This is a genomic window from Escherichia sp. KTE172, assembly GCF_000408845.1.
Classification (GTDB): Bacteria; Pseudomonadota; Gammaproteobacteria; order Enterobacterales; family Enterobacteriaceae; genus Escherichia; species Escherichia coli.
In genome coordinates, this window is sequence record NZ_KE137316.1 from 2,510,335 (window position 1) to 2,531,216 (window position 20,882).

35 protein-coding genes are annotated in these 20,882 nt (G+C 50.7%); 2 read left to right on the top strand and 33 right to left on the bottom strand.

The window, feature by feature from the left end:
- Positions 1-12 precede the first annotated feature (12 nt).
- The 18 genes from rplR to rpsJ form a co-directional block, all read right to left on the bottom strand.
- On the bottom strand, positions 13-366 hold the full coding sequence (gene rplR / locus G434_RS11875; protein ID WP_000358960.1) for a 50S ribosomal protein L18: 354 nt from the start codon (positions 364-366) through the stop codon (positions 13-15).
- A gap of 9 nt (positions 367-375) precedes the next feature.
- Entirely contained in the window at positions 376-909 is a 534-nt protein-coding gene (rplF, locus tag G434_RS11870; RefSeq protein ID WP_000091945.1) for a 50S ribosomal protein L6, read from the bottom strand.
- Positions 910-921: 12 nt separating this feature from the next.
- Positions 922-1,314 (bottom strand): 30S ribosomal protein S8, encoded by a 393-nt coding sequence (rpsH, locus tag G434_RS11865; RefSeq protein ID WP_000062611.1) that lies wholly within the window; start codon positions 1,312-1,314, stop codon positions 922-924.
- 33 nt (positions 1,315-1,347) lie between these two features.
- Positions 1,348-1,653 (bottom strand): 30S ribosomal protein S14, encoded by a 306-nt coding sequence (gene rpsN, locus G434_RS11860; RefSeq protein WP_001118930.1) that lies wholly within the window; start codon positions 1,651-1,653, stop codon positions 1,348-1,350.
- 14 nt (positions 1,654-1,667) lie between these two features.
- Positions 1,668-2,207 (bottom strand): 50S ribosomal protein L5, encoded by a 540-nt coding sequence (gene rplE / locus G434_RS11855; protein WP_001096200.1) that lies wholly within the window; start codon positions 2,205-2,207, stop codon positions 1,668-1,670.
- Between the two features lie 14 nt (positions 2,208-2,221).
- Positions 2,222-2,536: a 50S ribosomal protein L24 gene (gene rplX / locus G434_RS11850; protein WP_000729185.1), complete on the bottom strand. Its 315-nt coding sequence runs from the start codon at positions 2,534-2,536 to the stop codon at positions 2,222-2,224.
- A 10-nt stretch (positions 2,537-2,546) separates the two neighbouring features.
- Positions 2,547-2,918 carry a 50S ribosomal protein L14 gene (gene rplN, locus G434_RS11845; RefSeq protein WP_000613955.1) on the bottom strand — a complete coding sequence of 124 codons (372 nt, stop codon included), beginning with the start codon at positions 2,916-2,918 and terminating at the stop codon, positions 2,547-2,549.
- Positions 2,919-3,082: 164 nt separating this feature from the next.
- Positions 3,083-3,337 (bottom strand): 30S ribosomal protein S17, encoded by a 255-nt coding sequence (gene rpsQ / locus G434_RS11840; RefSeq protein ID WP_000130100.1) that lies wholly within the window; start codon positions 3,335-3,337, stop codon positions 3,083-3,085.
- Positions 3,337-3,528, bottom strand: a complete 192-nt coding sequence (gene rpmC / locus G434_RS11835) for a 50S ribosomal protein L29 (protein ID WP_000644741.1) — start codon at positions 3,526-3,528, stop codon at positions 3,337-3,339. Before rpmC ends, rpsQ begins: the two co-directional genes overlap by 1 nt.
- Entirely contained in the window at positions 3,528-3,938 is a 411-nt protein-coding gene (gene rplP / locus G434_RS11830; RefSeq protein WP_000941212.1) for a 50S ribosomal protein L16, read from the bottom strand. Before rplP ends, rpmC begins: the two co-directional genes overlap by 1 nt.
- A 12-nt stretch (positions 3,939-3,950) precedes the next feature.
- A complete protein-coding gene (gene rpsC / locus G434_RS11825; RefSeq protein WP_000529945.1) occupies positions 3,951-4,652 on the bottom strand; it encodes a 30S ribosomal protein S3 in 702 nt (233 codons plus the stop codon).
- 17 nt (positions 4,653-4,669) lie between these two features.
- Positions 4,670-5,002, bottom strand: coding sequence for a 50S ribosomal protein L22 (rplV, locus tag G434_RS11820; RefSeq protein ID WP_000447529.1), 333 nt, complete (start codon positions 5,000-5,002; stop codon positions 4,670-4,672).
- Between the two features lie 14 nt (positions 5,003-5,016).
- Positions 5,017-5,295: a 30S ribosomal protein S19 gene (gene rpsS, locus G434_RS11815; RefSeq protein ID WP_001138117.1), complete on the bottom strand. Its 279-nt coding sequence runs from the start codon at positions 5,293-5,295 to the stop codon at positions 5,017-5,019.
- 16 nt (positions 5,296-5,311) lie between these two features.
- Positions 5,312-6,133 (bottom strand): 50S ribosomal protein L2, encoded by an 822-nt coding sequence (rplB, locus tag G434_RS11810; RefSeq protein ID WP_000301864.1) that lies wholly within the window; start codon positions 6,131-6,133, stop codon positions 5,312-5,314.
- Between the two features lie 17 nt (positions 6,134-6,150).
- Positions 6,151-6,453 carry a 50S ribosomal protein L23 gene (rplW, locus tag G434_RS11805; protein ID WP_000617544.1) on the bottom strand — a complete coding sequence of 101 codons (303 nt, stop codon included), beginning with the start codon at positions 6,451-6,453 and terminating at the stop codon, positions 6,151-6,153.
- The gene (gene rplD / locus G434_RS11800) at positions 6,450-7,055 is read right to left on the bottom strand and encodes a 50S ribosomal protein L4 (protein ID WP_000424395.1); all 606 of its coding nucleotides are present in this window, start codon (positions 7,053-7,055) and stop codon (positions 6,450-6,452) included. Before rplD ends, rplW begins: the two co-directional genes overlap by 4 nt.
- A 10-nt stretch (positions 7,056-7,065) precedes the next feature.
- Positions 7,066-7,695, bottom strand: a complete 630-nt coding sequence (rplC, locus tag G434_RS11795; protein WP_000579833.1) for a 50S ribosomal protein L3 — start codon at positions 7,693-7,695, stop codon at positions 7,066-7,068.
- Positions 7,696-7,727: 32 nt separating this feature from the next.
- Complete coding sequence (rpsJ, locus tag G434_RS11790; RefSeq protein ID WP_001181004.1) at positions 7,728-8,039, bottom strand: 30S ribosomal protein S10; 312 nt, start codon at positions 8,037-8,039, stop codon at positions 7,728-7,730.
- Positions 8,040-8,417: 378 nt separating this feature from the next.
- On the opposite strand from rpsJ, the gene G434_RS11785 reads away from it, so the two are divergent.
- Entirely contained in the window at positions 8,418-8,885 is a 468-nt protein-coding gene (locus tag G434_RS11785) for a prepilin peptidase (RefSeq protein ID WP_000338336.1), read from the top strand.
- On the opposite strand, the gene bfr is transcribed toward G434_RS11785, so the two are convergent.
- From bfr to fkpA, 11 genes are all read right to left on the bottom strand, one after another.
- Positions 8,882-9,358 carry a bacterioferritin gene (bfr, locus tag G434_RS11780; protein ID WP_000675515.1) on the bottom strand — a complete coding sequence of 159 codons (477 nt, stop codon included), beginning with the start codon at positions 9,356-9,358 and terminating at the stop codon, positions 8,882-8,884. The genes G434_RS11785 and bfr overlap by 4 nt on opposite strands.
- 72 nt (positions 9,359-9,430) lie before the next feature.
- Positions 9,431-9,625: a bacterioferritin-associated ferredoxin gene (bfd, locus tag G434_RS11775; protein ID WP_000289090.1), complete on the bottom strand. Its 195-nt coding sequence runs from the start codon at positions 9,623-9,625 to the stop codon at positions 9,431-9,433.
- 182 nt (positions 9,626-9,807) lie between these two features.
- The gene (gene tuf / locus G434_RS11770) at positions 9,808-10,992 is read right to left on the bottom strand and encodes an elongation factor Tu (RefSeq protein WP_000031783.1); all 1,185 of its coding nucleotides are present in this window, start codon (positions 10,990-10,992) and stop codon (positions 9,808-9,810) included.
- Between the two features lie 70 nt (positions 10,993-11,062).
- Positions 11,063-13,177 (bottom strand): elongation factor G, encoded by a 2,115-nt coding sequence (gene fusA / locus G434_RS11765; protein WP_000124703.1) that lies wholly within the window; start codon positions 13,175-13,177, stop codon positions 11,063-11,065.
- Positions 13,178-13,273: 96 nt separating this feature from the next.
- Entirely contained in the window at positions 13,274-13,744 is a 471-nt protein-coding gene (gene rpsG, locus G434_RS11760; RefSeq protein WP_001138043.1) for a 30S ribosomal protein S7, read from the bottom strand.
- A gap of 96 nt (positions 13,745-13,840) precedes the next feature.
- Entirely contained in the window at positions 13,841-14,215 is a 375-nt protein-coding gene (gene rpsL, locus G434_RS11755; RefSeq protein WP_000246815.1) for a 30S ribosomal protein S12, read from the bottom strand.
- 125 nt (positions 14,216-14,340) lie between these two features.
- Complete coding sequence (gene tusB / locus G434_RS11750) at positions 14,341-14,628, bottom strand: sulfurtransferase complex subunit TusB (protein WP_000903377.1); 288 nt, start codon at positions 14,626-14,628, stop codon at positions 14,341-14,343.
- A gap of 7 nt (positions 14,629-14,635) precedes the next feature.
- Entirely contained in the window at positions 14,636-14,995 is a 360-nt protein-coding gene (gene tusC / locus G434_RS11745) for a sulfurtransferase complex subunit TusC (protein WP_000820718.1), read from the bottom strand.
- Positions 14,995-15,381, bottom strand: a complete 387-nt coding sequence (gene tusD / locus G434_RS11740) for a sulfurtransferase complex subunit TusD (protein ID WP_001209690.1) — start codon at positions 15,379-15,381, stop codon at positions 14,995-14,997. The genes tusC and tusD overlap by 1 nt, the downstream gene beginning before the upstream one ends.
- The gene (locus tag G434_RS11735) at positions 15,381-16,103 is read right to left on the bottom strand and encodes a helix-turn-helix transcriptional regulator (RefSeq protein ID WP_000091466.1); all 723 of its coding nucleotides are present in this window, start codon (positions 16,101-16,103) and stop codon (positions 15,381-15,383) included. The genes tusD and G434_RS11735 overlap by 1 nt, the downstream gene beginning before the upstream one ends.
- A 166-nt stretch (positions 16,104-16,269) precedes the next feature.
- On the bottom strand, positions 16,270-17,082 hold the full coding sequence (fkpA, locus tag G434_RS11730) for an FKBP-type peptidyl-prolyl cis-trans isomerase (RefSeq protein WP_000838261.1): 813 nt from the start codon (positions 17,080-17,082) through the stop codon (positions 16,270-16,272).
- 220 nt (positions 17,083-17,302) lie between these two features.
- Here fkpA and G434_RS11725 point away from each other — a divergent pair, with 220 nt between their 5' ends.
- Positions 17,303-17,521, top strand: coding sequence for a protein SlyX (locus G434_RS11725; protein ID WP_001153537.1), 219 nt, complete (start codon positions 17,303-17,305; stop codon positions 17,519-17,521).
- A gap of 48 nt (positions 17,522-17,569) precedes the next feature.
- On the opposite strand, the gene slyD is transcribed toward G434_RS11725, so the two are convergent.
- From slyD to kefG, 4 genes are all read right to left on the bottom strand, one after another.
- Positions 17,570-18,160 (bottom strand): peptidylprolyl isomerase, encoded by a 591-nt coding sequence (gene slyD / locus G434_RS11720; RefSeq protein WP_000861334.1) that lies wholly within the window; start codon positions 18,158-18,160, stop codon positions 17,570-17,572.
- A gap of 94 nt (positions 18,161-18,254) precedes the next feature.
- Positions 18,255-18,455, bottom strand: a complete 201-nt coding sequence (locus tag G434_RS11715) for a YheV family putative zinc ribbon protein (protein ID WP_001007741.1) — start codon at positions 18,453-18,455, stop codon at positions 18,255-18,257.
- A 9-nt stretch (positions 18,456-18,464) separates the two neighbouring features.
- On the bottom strand, positions 18,465-20,270 hold the full coding sequence (gene kefB, locus G434_RS11710) for a glutathione-regulated potassium-efflux system protein KefB (RefSeq protein ID WP_000399099.1): 1,806 nt from the start codon (positions 20,268-20,270) through the stop codon (positions 18,465-18,467).
- Positions 20,270-20,821, bottom strand: coding sequence for a glutathione-regulated potassium-efflux system ancillary protein KefG (gene kefG / locus G434_RS11705; protein WP_001297514.1), 552 nt, complete (start codon positions 20,819-20,821; stop codon positions 20,270-20,272). The genes kefB and kefG overlap by 1 nt, the downstream gene beginning before the upstream one ends.
- Between the last annotated feature and the right edge of the window lie 61 nt (positions 20,822-20,882).

The window sequence follows — 20,882 nt, forward strand, 5'->3', positions numbered from 1 at the left end:
TACACCTCTACCTTAGAACTGAAGGCCAGCTTCACGGGCAGCATCTGCCAGTGCCTGGACACGACCATGATATTGGAACCCGGAACGGTCAAAGGATACATCTTTGATGCCTTTTTCCAGAGCGCGTTCAGCGACAGCTTTACCCACAGCTGCAGCCGCGTCTTTGTTACCGGTGTACTTCAGTTGTTCAGCGATAGCTTTTTCTACAGTAGAAGCAGCTACCAGAACTTCAGAACCGTTCGGTGCAATTACCTGTGCGTAAATGTGACGCGGGGTACGATGTACCACCAGGCGAGTTGCGCCCAGCTCCTGGAGCTTGCGGCGTGCGCGGGTCGCACGACGGATACGAGCAGATTTCTTATCCATAGTGTTACCTTACTTCTTCTTAGCCTCTTTGGTACGCACGACTTCGTCGGCGTAACGAACACCCTTGCCTTTGTAAGGCTCAGGACGACGGTAGGCGCGCAGATCCGCTGCAACCTGGCCGATCACCTGCTTATCAGCGCCTTTCAGCACGATTTCAGTCTGAGTCGGACATTCAGCAGTGATACCCGCAGGCAGCTGATGGTCAACAGGATGAGAGAAACCCAGAGACAGGTTAATCACATTGCCTTTAACCGCTGCACGGTAACCTACACCAACCAGCTGCAGCTTCTTAGTGAAGCCTTCGGTAACACCGATAACCATTGAGTTCAGCAGGGCACGCGCGGTACCAGCCTGTGCCCAACCGTCTGCGTAACCATCACGCGGACCGAAGGTCAGGGTATTATCTGCATGTTTAACTTCAACAGCATCGTTGAGAGTACGAGTCAGCTCGCCGTTTTTACCTTTGATCGTAATAACCTGACCGTTGATTTTTACGTCAACGCCGGCAGGAACAACGACCGGTGCTTTAGCAACACGAGACATTTTTTCCTCCGATTAGGCTACGTAGCAGATAATTTCGCCACCAAGACCAGCCTGGCGCGCTGCACGATCAGTCATAACACCTTTAGAGGTAGAAACAACTGCGATACCCAGACCCGCCATAACTTTCGGCAGCTCATCTTTACGTTTGTAGATGCGCAGACCTGGGCGGCTGACACGCTGAATGCTTTCTACAACAGCTTTGCCCTGGAAATACTTCAGAGTAAGTTCCAGTTCAGGCTTGGTGTCGCCTTCAACTTTAAAATCTTCAATAAAACCTTCTTCCTTCAGCACGTTGGCGATTGCCACTTTCAGCTTGGAGGAAGGCATGGTGACCGCAGCTTTGTTCGCGGCCTGACCGTTACGGATACGGGTCAGCATATCCGCGATCGGATCTTGCATGCTCATCTGTCTTTACTCCCGTGATTCAATTGGTGACAATTACCAGCTAGCCTTTTTCAGACCCGGGATTTCACCGCGCATAGCGGCTTCACGGACCTTAATACGGCTCAACCCGAACTTCCGCAGGAAACCATGCGGACGACCTGTTTGACGGCAGCGGTTACGCTGACGAGACGGGCTGGAATCACGCGGCAGAGTCTGCAGCTTGAGAACAGCGTTCCAACGATCTTCGTCGGAAGCGTTCACATCAGAGATGATCGCTTTCAGTTCAGCGCGTTTCGCGAAGTATTTATCAGCTAAAGCTACGCGTTTTACTTCGCGTGCTTTCATTGATTGCTTAGCCATTTAGTAACCCTACCTTACTTGCGGAACGGGAAGTCAAAGGCAGCCAGCAGAGCGCGGCCTTCTTCGTCAGATTTCGCAGTAGTGGTAATGGTAATATCCAAACCACGAACGCGGTCGACTTTATCGTAGTCGATTTCTGGGAAGATGATCTGCTCACGGACACCCATGCTGTAGTTACCACGACCGTCGAAAGACTTAGCGGACAGGCCACGGAAGTCACGGATACGAGGTACAGCAATAGTGATCAGGCGCTCAAAGAACTCCCACATGCGTTCGCCACGCAGAGTTACTTTACAGCCGATCGGATAGCCCTGACGGATTTTGAAGCCTGCAACAGATTTGCGTGCTTTGGTGATCAGCGGTTTTTGACCGGAGATTGCTGCCAGGTCTGCTGCTGCGTTATCCAGCAGTTTTTTGTCAGCGATCGCTTCACCAACACCCATGTTCAGGGTGATCTTCTCGACCCGAGGGACTTGCATGACAGAATTGTAGTTAAACTCAGTCATGAGTTTTTTAACTACTTCGTCTTTGTAGTAATCATGCAGTTTCGCCATCGTACTACTCCAAATTACTTGATAGTTTCGCTGTTAGACTTGAAGAAACGGACTTTTTTACCGTCTTCGAATCTAAAGCCTACACGGTCAGCCTTGCCGGTTGCCGCATTGAAGATTGCTACGTTGGAAACCTGAATAGCGGCTTCTTTTTCAACGATGCCACCCGGTTGGTTCAGGGCCGGAACCGGCTTCTGATGTTTCTTAACCAGGTTGATACCTTCAACAATGACCTTGCCGGAAGACAGGACATTCTTAACTTTACCGCGTTTACCTTTATCTTTACCGGTTAACACGATAACTTCGTCATCACGACGGATTTTCGCTGCCATGATTCGCTCCTTAGAGTACTTCTGGTGCCAGAGAGATAATTTTCATGAACTTCTCACTACGAAGCTCACGAGTTACCGGCCCAAAAATACGCGTACCGATAGGCTGCTCGCTGTTGTTGTTCAGAAGAACACAAGCATTACCATCGAAGCGAATGACAGAACCGTCCGGGCGACGAACACCCTTCTTGGTGCGCACCACTACCGCCTTCAGCACATCACCTTTTTTGACCTTACCACGCGGAATTGCTTCTTTGATGGTGATCTTGATGATGTCGCCTACGCCTGCGTAGCGACGGTGCGAGCCACCCAGAACCTTGATACACATTACGCGACGTGCACCGGAGTTGTCGGCGACGTTCAGCATAGTCTGTTCTTGGATCATTTTAGTGCTCCGCTAATGTCAACTACTACTGAGACCCGAAAATCAGGTCGTTAAAAATCCCCATATCGAGGGCGCGGCATTATAACACCGCTTCAAGGATATGGGTAGAAAAAATAAACGGCTCATTTCTGAGCCGTTTATTCGTATCGAGAGAGTGTACTGTATTACAGAACCGCTTTCTCTACAACGCGAACCAGCGTCCAGGATTTAGTCTTGGACAGCGGACGGCATTCGCGGATTTCAACCACGTCACCGATACCGCATTCGTTGTTCTCGTCATGTACGTGCAGTTTGGTCGTACGCTTGATGAATTTACCGTAGATCGGGTGTTTCACAAAACGTTCGATAGCAACAACAATGGATTTCTCCATTTTGTCGCTAACAACGCGACCTTGCAGAGTACGGATTTTATCGGTCATTACGCACCCGCCTTCTCGTTCAGTAAAGTCTTAACGCGTGCGACATCGCGACGCACTTGCTTCAACAGGTGAGACTGTTGCAGCTGGCCACTTGCAGCCTGCATACGCAGGTTGAACTGCTCACGCAGCAGGTTCAGCAGCTCGGTGTTCAGCTCTTCAACGCTCTTCTCACGCAGCTCTTTTGCTTTCATTACATCACCGTCTTAGTTACAAAGGTGGTTTTAATCGGCAGTTTCGCTGCTGCCAGCTTGAATGCTTCACGGGCCAGCTCTTCCGGAACACCGTCCATTTCATACAGGACTTTACCCGGCTGAATCAAGGCAACCCAATACTCCACGTTACCTTTACCTTTACCCATACGCACTGCCAGCGGCTTTTCAGTGATCGGTTTGTCCGGGAACACACGGATCCAGATCTTACCTTGACGCTTAACTGCACGGGTCATAGCACGACGTGCTGCTTCGATCTGACGTGCAGTCAGACGACCACGGCCAACAGCTTTCAGACCGAAGCTGCCGAAGCTAACATCCGTACCCTGCGCCAGACCGCGGTTACGGCCTTTGTGCATTTTACGGAATTTTGTACGCTTTGGTTGTAACATCAGCGACGCTCCTTATTTACGGCCTTTACGCTGCTGCTTTTTAGGCTGAGCAGCCGGTTTTTCCGGTTGTTCAACAGCAGCCATACCACCCAGGATCTCGCCTTTGAAGATCCACACTTTAACGCCGATTACACCGTAAGTGGTGTGCGCTTCAGAGGTGTTGTAGTCGATGTCAGCACGCAGAGTGTGCAGCGGTACGCGACCTTCGCGGTACCATTCGGTACGTGCGATTTCCGCGCCGCCCAGACGGCCGCTAACTTCAACTTTAATACCTTTAGCGCCCAGACGCATTGCGTTCTGTACAGCACGCTTCATAGCACGACGGAACATAACGCGACGTTCCAGCTGAGAAGTGATGCTGTCAGCAACCAGTTTTGCGTCCAGTTCAGGCTTACGAACTTCGGCGATGTTGATCTGTGCAGGAACGCCAGCGATGTCCGCTACGACCTTACGCAGTTTTTCTACGTCTTCACCTTTTTTACCGATAACGATACCCGGGCGAGCAGTGTGAATGGTTACACGGATGCTCTTAGCCGGACGCTCGATAACGATACGAGATACGGACGCTTTAGCCAGTTCCTTAGTCAGGTACTGACGTACTTTAAAATCGCTGTCCAGGTTGTCAGCGAATTCTTTGGTGTTCGCAAACCAGGTAGAGTTCCATGGTTTTACAATACCCAGGCGAATACCATTAGGATGTACTTTCTGACCCATTGCTAGTCTCCAGAGTCTCAGCGATCGGACACAACCACAGTGATGTGGCTGGTGCGCTTCAGGATGCGATCTGCACGACCTTTTGCACGCGGCATAATGCGCTTCATGCTCGGGCCTTCGTCTACGAAAATTTTCGTAACTTTCAGATCGTCAATGTCAGCGCCATCGTTGTGTTCAGCGTTAGCAATGGCAGATTCCAGAACTTTCTTGACCAGTACAGCCGCTTTCTTGTTGGTGTAGGTCAAAATATCCAGAGCCTGCGACACTTTCTTACCGCGAATCAGGTCAGCAACAAGGCGAACCTTCTGAGCAGAAGAACGAGCATGGCGATGTTTAGCGATAGTTTCCATCTCTTCCTCCTACCTTATTTCTTCTTCGCTTTTTTATCAGCAGCGTGGCCGCGATAAGTACGAGTCGGTGCGAATTCACCCAGTTTGTGACCGACCATTTCATCGGTTACAAATACCGGAACGTGCTGACGACCATTATGGACAGCGATGGTCAAACCGATCATGTTAGGAAAGATCGTTGAACGACGGGACCAAGTGCGCAGGGGCTTCTTGTCTCCGCTTTCCACCGCTTTCTCTACCTTCTTCAGCAAGTGCAGGTCAATAAAAGGACCTTTCTTGAGAGAACGTGGCATGGCTTATCCTCTAAAATTATTTGCTACGGCGACGTACGATGAATTTATCAGTACGCTTGTTGCTGCGGGTCTTCTTACCTTTGGTCTGAACGCCCCACGGAGTTACCGGGTGCTTACCAAAGTTACGACCTTCACCACCACCATGTGGGTGGTCTACCGGGTTCATCGCGGTACCGCGAACGGTCGGACGAACACCACGCCAGCGTGCAGCACCTGCTTTACCCAGAACGCGCAGCATATGCTCAGCATTGCCAACTTCGCCCAGAGTTGCACGGCAGTCTGCTTCTACTTTACGCATTTCACCAGAACGCAGACGCAGGGTGACATAAGCACCATCACGAGCAACGATCTGAACGTAAGTACCAGCGGAACGTGCCAGCTGACCGCCTTTACCTGGTTTCATTTCTACGTTATGAACAGTAGAACCAACCGGGATGTTGCGCATCGGCAGGGTGTTACCTGGTTTGATTGCAGCATCAACGCCAGACTGAATCTGGTCGCCAGCTTTCAGGCCTTTAGGGGCCAGGATGTAACGGCGTTCACCGTCTTTGTACAGAACCAGCGCGATGTTCGCGGAACGGTTCGGATCGTACTCAAGACGTTCAACAACTGCCGGGATACCGTCTTTGTTGCGTTTGAAGTCAACAATACGGTAAGCCTGCTTGTGGCCACCACCGATATGACGAGTGGTGATACGGCCATTGTTGTTACGACCACCGGATTTGCTGTTTTTTTCCAGCAACGGAGCAAAAGGTTTGCCCTTGTGCAGCTCAGGGTTAACCACTTTAACAACGTGGCGACGACCCGGAGATGTCGGTTTACATTTAACAACTGCCATTGTATTACTCCTCCGACTTACTCAGCGCCGCCAACGAAGTCCAGATTCTGGCCTTCTTTCAGGGTGACGTAAGCTTTTTTCCAGTCGCTACGACGACCGATACGCTGTCCGTGACGTTTAACTTTCCCTTTAACTACCAGGGTGTTAACGACTTCGACTTCGACTTCAAACAGTTTCTGCACAGCAGCTTTGATTTCTGCTTTGGTCGCGTCTTTAGCAACTTTGAGTACGATGGTGTTGGATTTTTCCATCGCAGTAGACGCTTTTTCAGAAACGTGCGGTGCACGCAGCACCTTCAGCAGACGTTCTTCACGAATCATGCCAGCATCTCCTCAACTTGCTTAACAGCATCAGCAGTCATTACGACTTTGTCGAAGGCGATCAGGCTAACCGGGTCGATACCAGTTGCATCGCGTACGTCAACCTTGTGCAGGTTGCGCGCAGCCAGGAACAGGTTTTCGTCCAGCTCACCGGTGATGATCAGCACATCTTCCAGAGCCATGTCTTTCAGTTTCTGTGCCAGCAGCTTAGTTTTCGGCGCTTCTACAGAGAACTTCTCGACAACGATCAGACGATCCTGACGTACCAGTTCGGACAGGATGCTTTTCAGCGCGCCGCGGTACATCTTCTTGTTAACTTTTTGACTGTGGTCCTGCGGACGAGCAGCAAAGGTCACGCCACCAGAACGCCAGATCGGGCTCTTGATAGAACCAGAACGCGCACGGCCGGTGCCTTTCTGGCGCCACGGTTTTTTACCGGAACCAGTTACTTCAGCACGAGTCTTCTGAGCACGAGTACCCTGACGAGCACCAGCTGCATAAGCAACAACAACCTGGTGAACCAGCGCTTCGTTGAAATCACGACCGAAGGTAGTTTCGGAAACAGTCAGCGCGCTCTGCGCGTCTTTCAATACTAATTCCATTGCTATCTCCTTACGCCTTCACAGCTGGTTTAACGATCAGGTCGCTACCGGTTGCACCCGGGACAGCACCTTTAACCAGCAGCAGGTTGCGCTCAGCGTCAACGCGTACTACGTCAAGGCTCTGAACGGTTACACGTTCGTTACCCATCTGACCTGCCATTTTCTTGCCTTTGAACACTTTGCCCGGAGTCTGGTTCTGACCGATAGAACCCGGAACGCGGTGAGACAAGGAGTTACCGTGAGTAGCGTCCTGGGTACGGAAGTTCCAGCGCTTAACGGTACCTGCGAAACCTTTACCTTTAGAGGTGCCAGTTACGTCAACTTTTTTAACGTCAGCAAACAGTTCAACGCTAATGCTCTGACCTACAGTGAACTCTTCGCCTTCAGCCAGGCGGAATTCCCACAGACCACGGCCAGCTTCTACGCCAGCTTTAGCGAAGTGGCCAGCTTCAGGCTTGGTCACACGGTTAGCTTTTTTAGCACCGGTGGTTACCTGAATAGCACGGTAGCCATCGTTAGCCAGGTCTTTAACCTGAGTAACGCGGTTTGCTTCAACTTCGATTACGGTTACTGGGATAGAAACGCCGTCTTCTGTGAAGATACGGGTCATACCCACTTTTTTACCGACTAAACCAATCATTGTTTCAACCTCTCAATCGCTCAATGACCTGATTAACCCAGGCTGATCTGCACGTCTACACCGGCAGCCAGATCCAGACGCATCAGAGCATCAACGGTTTTCTCGGTTGGCTCAACGATGTCAACCAGACGCAAGTGAGTACGGATTTCGTACTGATCGCGCGCGTCTTTGTTGACGTGCGGGGAGATCAGAACAGTGAAGCGCTCTTTGCGTGTCGGCAGCGGGATCGGACCACGGACCTGCGCACCAGTGCGCTTGGCAGTCTCGACGATTTCCGCGGTTGCTTGATCGATCAGACGATGATCAAACGCTTTCAGGCGGATACGGATTCTTTGGTTCTGCATGAGACCAGAGCTCCAATTATTTTATAAACGAAAATGATTACTCCTCAGACCCATTACGATTGATGGGAGAGTGTAACCGTTCTTACGTAGCTCCCCGATTGGGAGCATTGTTAGGTAGCCAAATTCGGCTAACTGAGGTTCAGATTGAACCTGCTGTCAACTACGACAAGCCCGCGCATTATACGCAAATCTGAGCCTGACGCAAGCATCGGGTAGAAATTAATCGCAACGCGCAGATTGCGAGCTGCATTCCACGAAATTTGTAAGGTTGTGAAGATAGCGTTTTTCACCGGAACCAGGTTAACAAATCAGCGATTTCTCTGTTGCTGAGCATCCGGAGTTATTCGATGGTGATACTCCAATTACAGAGGATATTTTATGGACGCTGCCCTTCCCTTTCTGATTTTGTACGCTTGTTTATCAACCCTACTTTTTTTCTGGGATGCAAAGCATGGCTTGTTACCTGACAGGTTTACCTGCCCGTTACTCTGGTCAGGTCTTTTGTTCTATCAAGTTTGTAATCCTGACGGTTTAGCCGATGCGTTATGGGGGGCGATTATTGGTTACGGCACATTCGCTGTCATTTACTGGGGGTATCGCATACTGCGCCATAAAGAAGGATTAGGCTATGGTGATGTGAAGTTTCTCGCCGCCCTTGGTGCCTGGCATACATGGACCTTCTTGCCACGACTGGTTTTCCTTGCTGCCTCATTCGCTTGCGGAGCCGTAGTTATTGGTTTGCTTATGAGAGGAAAAGAGTCATTAAAAAACCCGCTGCCGTTTGGTCCATTTCTGGCGGCTGCGGGTTTCGTTGTAGGCTGGGATAGTTTGCTGGCAGGCCGTTAATCTTTAACTTTTATTTGTGATTGCAGGTAATTTTGTAGACCGATTTTACCGATGAGATCCAACTCAGTTTCGAGCCAGTCAATATGACCTTCTTCATCGGCAAGGATCTCGATCATCATATCACGGCTAACATAGTCATGAACGCTGTCGGCATACGCGATAGCCTCACGGAGATCCTTCGCGCCTTCCAGTTCTAATCGCAGGTCGGATTGCAGCATCTCCTCGACATCTTCACCAATCCCCAGTTTGCCTAAATCCTGTAAGTTGGGGATTCCTTCTAAAAACAAAATACGCTCGATATATTTATCAGCGTGTTTCATCTCATCGATAGATTCATGGTATTCGACGTCATTAAGACGCATCAGGCCCCAGTTTTTAAACATCCGGGCATGGAGAAAATACTGATTGATTGCGACAAGCTCATTTCCCAATAGTTTATTGAGATAATTTATGATTTTAACATCACCTTTCATTTTATAGTCCCTCCGCTTCCACTATTAGAGCGTAGATGGGGCTAGCGGGATGTCAAAAAATAAGCGTGGGCTTCAGGCAATCTCTTTAAATTCTGGCATCTGCATCAACTCGTCCTGCATCACTTCGCGCGCGGCGCGAATGCACTTACCGCATTGATTTCCCACAGGAATAAACTTACGCAATTGTTGGAAAGATTGCGGATGAAACTGACGGACTGCCTGGCGAATTTTTTTGTCACTTACACCATTACACAAACAAACGTACATGATTGCTCCCGTTCAAATTCTGCGCAAAGTGTAAATGAGAATGGTTATGATTACAATAGCACAGTTTTATTTGCGCCATAGTTCAGCGAGTGAAATTGCGACTAAATATTTCGAGCTCAAATTACGGGCAGCAAAAAGGGCGCCGAAGCGCCCTTTTTAATTCGAAACTAATTAACGTGTAATTAGCCCAGAACTTTAGCAACAACGCCCGCGCCAACGGTACGGCCGCCTTCACGGATTGCGAAACGCAGACCGTCGTCCATCGCGATCGGGTGGATCAGGGTAACAACCATTTTGATGTTGTCGCCCGGCATTACCATCTCTACGCCTTCCGGCAGTTCGATGGTACCAGTCACGTCAGTAGTACGGAAGTAGAACTGCGGACGGTAGCCTTTGAAGAACGGAGTATGACGACCGCCTTCATCTTTGGACAGAATGTACACTTCAGATTCGAACTTGGTGTGCGGCTTGATGGTGCCCGGCTTAGCCAGTACCTGACCACGTTCGATTTCTTCACGTTTGATACCACGCAGCAGAACACCTACGTTCTCACCAGCACGGCCTTCGTCCAGCAGTTTGCGGAACATTTCAACGCCAGTACAGGTAGACTTCTGAGTCTCTTTGATACCAACGATTTCAACTTCTTCACCAACTTTGATGATACCGCGTTCTACACGACCAGTAACAACGGTACCACGACCGGAGATGGAGAATACGTCTTCGATCGGCAGCAGGAACGGCTTGTCAATCGCACGCTCTGGTTCCGGAATGTAAGAATCCAGGAAGCCAGCCAGTTCCAGGATTTTCGCTTCCCACTCTGCGTCGCCTTCCAGCGCTTTCAGAGCAGAACCACGAACGATCGGAGTGTCGTCGCCCGGGAAGTCGTACTGAGACAGAAGTTCACGAACTTCCATTTCAACCAGTTCCAGCAGCTCTTCGTCATCAACCATGTCGCATTTGTTCAGGAACACGATGATGTACGGAACGCCTACCTGACGACCCAGCAGGATGTGCTCACGAGTCTGCGGCATCGGGCCGTCAGTCGCAGCAACTACCAGGATCGCGCCGTCCATCTGAGCAGCACCGGTGATCATGTTTTTAACATAGTCGGCGTGCCCCGGGCAGTCTACGTGTGCGTAGTGACGGGTCGGGGTGTCATATTCAACGTGAGAAGTGTTGATGGTGATACCACGAGCTTTTTCTTCCGGCGCGTTATCGATCTGGTCGAATGCACGAGCAGCACCGCCGTAGGTTTTAGCCAGTACGGTGGTGATTGCAGCGGTCAGAGTAGTTTTACCGTGGTCAACGTGGCCGATAGTACCAACGTTAACGTGCGGTTTTGTACGTTCAAATTTTTCTTTAGACACGGCTATATTCCTTACTATAGTGCTCTCCCCTTCAGGAGAGAGCACGGGACTTTGGTATTAACCCTTAGGCTTATTTACCACGGGCTTCAATTACGGCCTGAGCAACGTTACTCGGCGCTTCATCATACTTCAGGAATTCCATGGTGTATGATGCACGACCTTTGGTCAGAGAACGCAGCTGAGTTGCATATCCGAACATTTCAGACAGCGGTACTTCAGCGTGGATCTTAACGCCAGTAACTTCAGATTCCTGACCTTTGAGCATACCACGACGACGGCTCAAGTCACCGATAACGTCACCGGTGTTCTCTTCCGGAGTTTCTACTTCAACCTTCATGATCGGCTCAAGCAGAACTGGTTTCGCTTTCTTAAAGCCTTCTTTAAAGGCGATAGAAGCAGCCAGTTTAAACGCCAGTTCAGAGGAGTCAACGTCATGGTAAGAACCGAAGTGCAGACGAATACCCATGTCTACTACCGGGTAGCCTGCCAGCGGACCTGCTTTCAGCTGTTCCTGGATACCTTTATCAACGGCCGGGATGTATTCGCCAGGGATTACACCACCTTTAATGTCGTTGATGAACTCGTAGCCTTTCGGGTTTGAACCCGGCTCCAGCGGGTACATGTCGATAACAACATGACCATACTGACCACGACCACCAGACTGTTTCGCGTGTTTACCTTCAACATCGGTAACTTTCTGGCGGATAGTTTCACGGTAAGCAACCTGCGGTTTACCTACGTTCGCTTCAACGTTGAATTCACGCTTCATACGGTCAACGATGATGTCGAGGTGCAGTTCGCCCATACCCGCGATGATGGTCTGGTTAGATTCTTCGTCAGTCCATACACGGAAAGACGGGTCTTCTTTAGCCAGACGGCCCAGAGCCAGACCCATTTTTTCCTGGTCAGCTTTGGTTTTCGGTTCAACTGCGATGGAGATTACCGGCTCAGGGAATTCCATACGTTCCAGAATGATCGGCGCATCCGGGTCACACAGGGTGTCACCAGTGGTTACGTCTTTCAGACCGATAGCAGCAGCGATGTCGCCCGCGCGAACTTCTTTGATCTCTTCACGTTTGTTAGCGTGCATCTGAACGATACGACCGAAACGCTCACGTGCAGCTTTCACGGAGTTCAGTACGGTATCACCAGAGTTAACCACACCGGAGTAAACACGGAAGAAGGTCAGGTTACCAACAAACGGGTCGGTAGCGATTTTGAACGCCAGTGCAGAGAACGGCTCGTCATCACTTGCGTGACGTTCAGCCGGAGTGTCTTTACCGTCGTCCAGGATACCGTTGATCGCAGGTACGTCAACCGGGGATGGCAGGTAATCGATTACCGCATCCAGCATCGCCTGAACACCTTTGTTCTTGAACGCAGAACCACAGGTTACCAGGATGATTTCGTTGTTCAGAACGCGCTGACGCAGAGCACCTTTAATCTCTTCTTCAGTCAGTTCTTCACCACCCAGGTATTTTTCCATCAGCTCTTCAGAAGCTTCAGCTGCGGATTCGATCAGGTTCTGGTGCCATTCGTTAGCCAGTTCAACCATGTCTGCCGGGATATCTTCGTATTCGAAGGTTACGCCCTGGTCAGCGTCGTTCCAGTTGATAGCTTTCATTTTCACCAGGTCAACAACACCGGTGAAATGTTCTTCAGCACCAATCGCCAGCTGCAGCGGAACCGGGTTCGCGCCCAGACGGGTTTTGATCTGGTTAACAACTTTCAGGAAGTTCGCACCCATGCGGTCCATTTTGTTAACGAACGCAATGCGCGGAACTTTATATTTGTTTGCCTGACGCCATACGGTTTCAGACTGCGGCTGAACACCACCAACTGCGCAGTAAACCATTACCGCACCATCGAGAACACGCATGGAACGTTCTACTTCGATTGTGAAGTCAACGTGCCCCGGGGTGTCGATGATGTTGATGCGATGCGGCTCATACTGCTTAGCCATACCAGACCAGAATGCAGTAGTCGCAGCGGAAGTGATGGTAATACCACGTTCCTGCTCCTGCTCCATCCAGTCCATGGTTGCAGCGCCGTCATGAACTTCACCGATTTTATGGTTTACACCGGTGTAGAACAGAATACGTTCGGTAGTAGTGGTTTTACCGGCGTCGATGTGCGCACTGATACCGATGTTACGGTAGCGTGCGATGGGTGTTGTACGAGCCATTTGTTTCCTCGTTTATCTTTTAGGCGTTCAATTTAAGTAGCCCAAAGCGGGCTGCTTACTGGAAGCGCCCGCCTGGTGACTAAAACTCCGAAGGGATTACCAACGGTAGTGTGCGAACGCCTTGTTGGCTTCGGCCATACGGTGAACGTCTTCACGTTTCTTAACTGCAGTACCTTTGTTTTCTGCAGCATCAGAAAGTTCGTTCGCCAGGCGCAGAGCCATGGATTTATCACCGCGTTTACGAGCAGCTTCAACGATCCAACGCATTGCCAGAGCATTACGACGAACCGGACGGACTTCAACTGGTACCTGATAAGTAGAACCACCAACGCGGCGAGACTTAACTTCTACAGTCGGGCGCACGTTTTCGAGAGCTACTTCGAATGCTTCCAGTTCAGATTTACCAGAGCGCTGAGCCAGGGTCTCCAGCGCGCTGTATACGATAGATTCGGCAGTAGATTTTTTACCATCTACCATCAGGATATTTACAAATTTAGCCAGCAGTTCTGATCCGAACTTCGGATCCGGCAGAATTTTACGCTGACCAATGACGCGACGACGTGGCATGGAAATACTCCGTTGTTAATTCAGGATTGTCCAAAACTCTACGAGTTTAGTTTGACATTTAAGTTAAAACGTTTGGCCTTACTTAACGGAGAACCATTAAGCCTTAGGACGCTTCACGCCATACTTGGAACGAGCCTGCTTACGGTCTTTAACGCCGGAGCAGTCAAGCGCACCACGTACGGTGTGGTAACGAACACCCGGGAGGTCTTTAACACGACCGCCACGGATCAGGATCACGGAGTGCTCCTGCAGGTTGTGACCTTCACCACCGATGTAGGAAGTCACTTCGAAACCGTTAGTCAGACGAACACGGCATACTTTACGCAGCGCGGAGTTCGGTTTTTTAGGAGTGGTAGTATATACACGAGTACATACGCCACGTTTTTGCGGGCATGCTTCCAGCGCAGGCACGTTGCTTTTCGCAACTTTGCGAGCACGTGGTTTGCGTACCAGCTGGTTAACTGTTGCCATTAAATAGCTCCTGGTTTTAGCTTTTGCTTCGTAAACACGTAATAAAACGTCCTCACACAATATGAGGACGCCGAATTTTAGGGCGATGCCGAAAAGGTGTCAAGAAATATACAACGATCCCGCCATCACCAGGCCATCTGGCTGGAGTGCTTAACCGTAAGTCTGACGAAATCAGTATAGTCAATGGGAATGATGTCGTTCGAAATTTGACCAGTCAAACCGCGGGCAATAAGGTCTTCGTTCAGGGCATAGACCTTAATGGGGGCATTACGCAGACTTTCAAGGTAGCGGTTACCGTCAACTGCGGCAGTTACACCATCTTGCAATAATAGCAGTTCGTCGCCTTCACTGAGTAGACGCAACAGCGCAGCAAAATCCGTCAGCCAGGGTGAACGATGTAATGTGTGCAGCATAAACGCCTCAAAACCTCAAAATAACATCGTAGTTGGCGAGTTCGCGGCGTAAGGCATCTGCTTCGAGCGGCGTGGCTTCGACAACAAAGGGTGTCTGCGGATCTAACCCGCGTTCGCGCAGTGAAGCCGCACAAACCCAGCACTGTTCAATGTCGTACAGACCCAACAATTTAAAAGTGGCAATGTAATCACGCGCCAGCACTGCATCGGGCTTTTGTCCTTGCAGCAGCTGAAAAACGCCATCAGCAATAAAGAAGACGGCCAGATCGTCAGTTAATGCGGAAGTTGCCAGTAAAGCATCTAAACCTTCCCGACCAGCAGCTGTACCATGAGGTGCAGTAGAAAAAACAAACGCAATTCGTTTCATCAGAACTGTACCACCCTGTCACAGGTCAGCGAGGCTTCCGCCAGCGCGCCAAGTCCGCTTAAGGTAAATCCCGACTGAAGATTTGACGAAGCCAGCCCCAGCCTTCCTGCTTCAGTTTCATCGACGATACCGCGGCGTAACGCTGCCGCTACGCAGATATTCAGCGCCACACCATGTTGCGCATTCAATTGTTGCCAGCCGCGCACAAGGTCAAATTCATCGCTTGCCGGTGAGGTCAATTGGTTAGCGTTATAGACCCCTTCCCGATAAAAAAAGACGCTGCTTAACTCATGGCCTTCTGCAATCAGCGCCTGCGCAAACTGAAAAGCACTACTCGCCTGTTGCGTACCGTATGCTGGCCCGGTCACCACGATGGCAAAACGCATTACTTATCTTGCCCCTGGAAATCACCGCTCTTGAACTGGCGGATGTAGAGATAGACAGTGTGTTTGGAGATGTTCAGGCGGTCAGCAACCTGGTTGATCGCGTCTTTAATATCGAAGATCCCTTTCTCGTAGAGATTCAGCACGATCTGACGATTTTTGGCGTTATTAGAAACATTGCGATCGGCATTCACTTCTTCGATGGTGAACTCCAGCGTTTGGGTAACCAGATCTTCAACAGAAGAGGCAAAGTTGACGCTTGAACCGACATCCGGGGTTTCTGGCGGCACAAAAGTGCTCATAATCTGCGAGAAGGGAACATCAAGATTCATATTGATGCACAGCAGACCAATTACACGCTGTTCGCGGTTACGAATCGCGATAGTCAGGGACTTCATTAATACGCCGCTTTTGGCGCGAGTAAAGTAGCATTTAGAAACGCTGCTATCCGCTCCCGTCATATCGTGCAGCATACGTAGCGCCAGGTCGGTAATTGGCGAACCAATCTTCCGGCCTGTATGTTCACCGTTAGCAATGCGAATGGCTGAACATTTTAGATCCTGCAAAGAGTGCAAAACGATTTCACAGTGGGAGCCAATAAGCATCGCTAACCCGTCCACCACCGCTTCGTAGGATTTCAGAATATCAAAATCGGTCTGGTCGAAAGGACGTTGATCCAGTAAATCCAACTCACTGGTTTCGTTGGTTAAAAGCGACCTGGACATGAAAAAAAACACTCCTTTTCAGGAGCCTGTCGTTAACTTTTCAGGGCAGGCTCATTAATGATGCGGGTAACTAAATTAATACAGCGGAGGTTCCGCTTTCCAGCACTAATTATATCCGGCCTGTAATAAAAAAACCGCCGCCTGGTCAGGCGGCGGTTCTTAATGCTTATTTTTTAGCAGAATCTGCGGCTTTCGCATCAGCTTCCGGCTTTGCATCAGCCTTCGGCGCTGGTTTCACATCCAGCAGCTCTACGTCAAACACCAGGGTAGAATTCGGTGGGATCCCCGGAACACCCGCTTTGCCGTAAGCCAGTTCTGGTGGAATAACCAGTTTGATCTTACCGCCTTTCTTGATGTTCTTCAGACCTTCTGTCCAACCCGGAATAACACCGTCCAGACGGAAAGAGAGCGGTTCACCACGGGTGTAAGAGTTGTCGAACTCTTTACCGTCGATCAGCGTACCTTTGTAGTTCACGACAACAGTATCGCTGTCTTTCGGTGCTTCGCCTTTACCGGCTTCGACTACCTGATAAACCAGACCAGTTGAAGAGGTTTTCACACCTTTCTCTTTGGCAAATTTCTCGCGGTACTCTTTACCTTTTGCTTCGTTATCAGCCGCGTCTTTTTCCATCTTCGCCTGAGCAGAAGACTTCACGCGAGCTTCGAATGCTTGCAGTGTCTGTTCGATCTCTTGGTCAGAGAGTTTGCTCTTATCAGCAAATGCATCCTGAACACCAGCGATCAGCTGATCTTTATCCAGTTTGATGCCCAGTTTTTCTTGTTCTTTAAGAGAGTTTTCCATGTAACGACCCAGCGAAGCACCCAGTGCATAAGCTGATTTCTGATCGTCATTTTTGAACGCTGCTTTGCTGTCAGCAGTTGTAGCAGGTTTTGCAGCTTCAGCAGCAAAAGTGATCGGTGCATGCAGGGCAACGGCCATTGTGGTCGCCAGCAGCGTTACTTTAAACAGTGATTTCATCCATATCTCCAGGATCGGGGCATCTCACCCCAGGGTTAACTATTATCAGAAGGGTACTATAAAGCGTTGTCGAACAAATCTACATACAGACACGCCCTATTATCATCTATTTTCAGACTCTTTTTGTTTAAATTAGTTTCGATGACCGCGAAATGAGTGCTGTCTCGGGCAGCAAAGTTAAGTAGAATCCGCGGCGACCATTCGACAAAAGAGGTGAATCATGCAGGATTTATCATTTGAAGCACGCCTGGCAGAGCTGGAGAGCCGACTGGCTTTTCAGGAAATCACCATTGAAGAACTGAACGTCACGGTGACCGCTCATGAAATGGAGATGGCGAAACTGCGCGATCATCTGCGTCTGCTGACCGAGAAGCTAAAAGCCAGCCAGCCGTCGAACATCGCGTCGCAGGCTGAAGAAACGCCACCGCCACATTATTGAGGCGTAAAAAAAGCGGGGATTCCCCGCTTTTTTGTCACTTTTTCGGTATTAGTGGCAACCGCAACCGCCGTTACCTTTACCGCCGCAGCAGCCTTCGCCACCGTGTTCATGACCGTGATCGTGGCCATGACCACCGCAGCAACCGTCGTGGTCGTGATCGTGGTGATGATCGTGCGCACCGTGAACGTGGCCATGAGCCAGTTCTTCTTCAGTCGCTTCGCGAATCGCCACAACTTCAACGTTGAATTTCAGGTTCTGACCGGCCAGCATGTGGTTACCATCAACCACGACGTGATCGTCTTCAACCGCAGTGATTTCAACCGGTACCGGACCCTGGTCAGTTTCAGCCAGGAAACGCATACCTACCTGCAGTTCATCAACGCCCATAAATACGTCTTTAGGAACGCGTTGCACCAGGTTTTCGTCGTACTGACCGTAAGCGTCGTTCGCGCCAACAGCGACATCAAATTTGTCGCCAACTTCGTGACCTTCCAGCGCCGTTTCCAGGCCAGAGATCAGGGAACCGTGACCATGCAGGTAGTCCAGCGGCGCACTCACCGGAGACTCATCAACCAACACACCGTCTTCTGTACGTACCTGATAGGCCAGGCTGACCACCAGGTCTTTTGCTACTTTCATGATATCTCCTGAGCATGGGAAGAATAGTGGCGCAGATTGTAGCGGAATTCTGCAGCCGTGTACTCACTAGCTTAAAAAAACTCGGCGCATATCGCTAGTCCGGATGAAAAATCCCGATCACTTGCTCATCTTTGCGAACGTGATCGCGGGCTTCTTTGTCTGCTTCTCGCATCTGATGTCCGCACTTAACACATTCAACAATATCAATATTATTTTCGCGCCACATCGCCATTGAATCCTGCGCCTGACAGGCCGGGCATTTTGCGCTCGCAATAAAACGTTTTCGGATTGCCATCTTTACCCTCTACTCAAATTCATCCCAGCCGTCCAGCTGGCGTCGTTCTTGTTGCATTTCACGCTGGAAAATCTCTTCCAGTTCGCGTCGGGCTTCCCTGGCGCGAGAAATTTGTACGGTATCGGCATGCATTGGGATGAGCTCTCGCAACATCCGCATATCCAGGCGACGAAAATGCAGCTGCGCCCGCTGTGCCTGATGCGGATGCATGCCAAGCGTGACCAGCGTCTTGCGTCCCAGCTCTAACGCACTGGAGAATGTCTCACGAGAAAACTGCGTCACCCCTGCCTGTAATAACTCATGCGCCTCCACACGTCCGCGCGCTCGCGCAAGAATATGTAAATGCGGAAAGTGCTGCTGGCATATTTCCACCAGTTTCATGGTGTCTTCCGGCTCGTTACAGGTAATGACGATAGACTCAGCGGCCTCTGCACCCGCAGAACGTAACAGATCGACCTGCGTGGCGTCGCCGTAATAAACTTTGTAGCCATATTTACGCATCAGGTTAACGGCACTGATATCCCGCTCCAGCACGGTAATGCGCATTTTATTTGCCATCAGCAAGCGACCAATCACCTGACCAAAACGCCCAAAGCCCACGACAATGACCTGGGGTTTATCATCGTTGACCCACGGTTTTTCGTCTTCTTCTTCCGGTCCGTTAAACTGGCGGGATAGCCATTTATCCACCAGCTTCATCAGCAACGGTGTGGTCATCATGGAAAGCGTCACCGTCACCAGCAACAGCGCCATCTGGTCGCCCTGGAATAAGCGTTGCGAAGAAGCGGTAGAAAAGAGGACAAAGGCAAACTCGCCGCCCTGACTCAACACGCCAGCAAACTGCATCCGCTCTGAGCTACGCACGCCATACAATCGCGCCAGCAGATACAGCACGAGAATTTTCACCGCCACCAGCACAACCACAGCTATCACTACCCACAACAGATGGGTATAAAGCACCCCGAGGTTGAGTGACATGCCGACAGAGATAAAGAACAAACCGAGCAGCAAGCCTTTGAAGGGATCGATAGCCGTTTCCAGTTCATGGCGATATTCACTTTCCGCCAGCAGCACGCCCGCAATAAACGTACCGAGCGCCATCGACAGCCCCAGCGCATCCATAAATAACGCGGAACCCAACACCAGCAGCAGAGTCGCGGCGGTGAACACTTCCCGCACGCCAGAAGCTGCAATAAAACGGAATACCGGACGCAGTAAATAACGCCCGCCAATCAGCATGCCGACAAACGCCAGCACCTTCATGCCGATCTTCATCCAGTCGAAATGTTCGTCTGCCGACCCCGCCAACAACGGCACTAACGCCAGTGCCGGGATCACCGCCAGATCCTGAAACAGCAGTACCGAGAAACCTAACTGGCCGGATTCGCTGCGATTCATCCCTTTATCACGCATCAGTTGCAACGCCATTGCAGTTGAAGACATCGCAAGGCCAATGCCACCGACCACCGCCGCCTGCCAGGCGAAATCCGTCAGCATCAATAATCCCGCCAGCAACGCCGCGCTTAACAGCACCTGTGCCGCACCTACGCCAAAAATCGAACGCCGCAATTGCCAAAGCTTGGAGGGATTCAACTCCAGGCCGATGATAAACATCAGGAACACCACGCCGAGTTCCGAAAAGTGGAGGATCTCATCGACGTCGCTAATAAAACCCAGCCCCCACGGGCCAATTGCAATCCCTGCCAGCAAATATCCCAACACAGCGCCAATACCCAGCCGCGATGCCAGCGGCACCGCAGCCACCGCCGCGAAGAGAAACAACACTCCTGCGAGTAAAAAATCGGAACCTTCCATCAGCGGCCTCCTGGAGACAGCGGATTTGCCAGCCAGTCACCGTAGGCTCTGGCGTGACTCGCCAGCTCCTGTGCGCTTTGCCGTCTCGCCCAGTAAATAATGATGGGACTCAACCAATGCATCCGGCACATGCCCGCCGCCAGTTCAAAGGGGCGCAGAACATCGCTCATCGGGTAGCGATTCAAGGCGTCATAACGGTAAGCACTTTCCGGCTCGCCGGTGGTAATCACGCTACGCCAGTACTTTCCCGCCAGTTGGTTTCCTCCCGGCCCGCTGGCAAAACCACGGCTTAATACCCGGTCCAGCCACTCTTTCAGTAGCGCCGGGCAGCTATAGGTATAAAGAGGATGCTGAAAGACAATCACCTCGTGCTCGCGCAGTAATGCCTGCTCACGGGGGATATCAATAAAAAAATCGGGATAGTGCGCGTAAAGGTCGTGCACGGTAACATTGCTGAGCTGCGTGGCCGGTTTAAGCAGTACCCGGTTTGCCACCGAGTCCTGAGATTCCGGATGGGCATACAGCAGCAAAACTTTCGCTGGCTGAGACATCATCCCCCTCCCGGTATGGTTTTTGTGTATAGTCGCTGTTTTGGGCTACCATTGCGCCCGG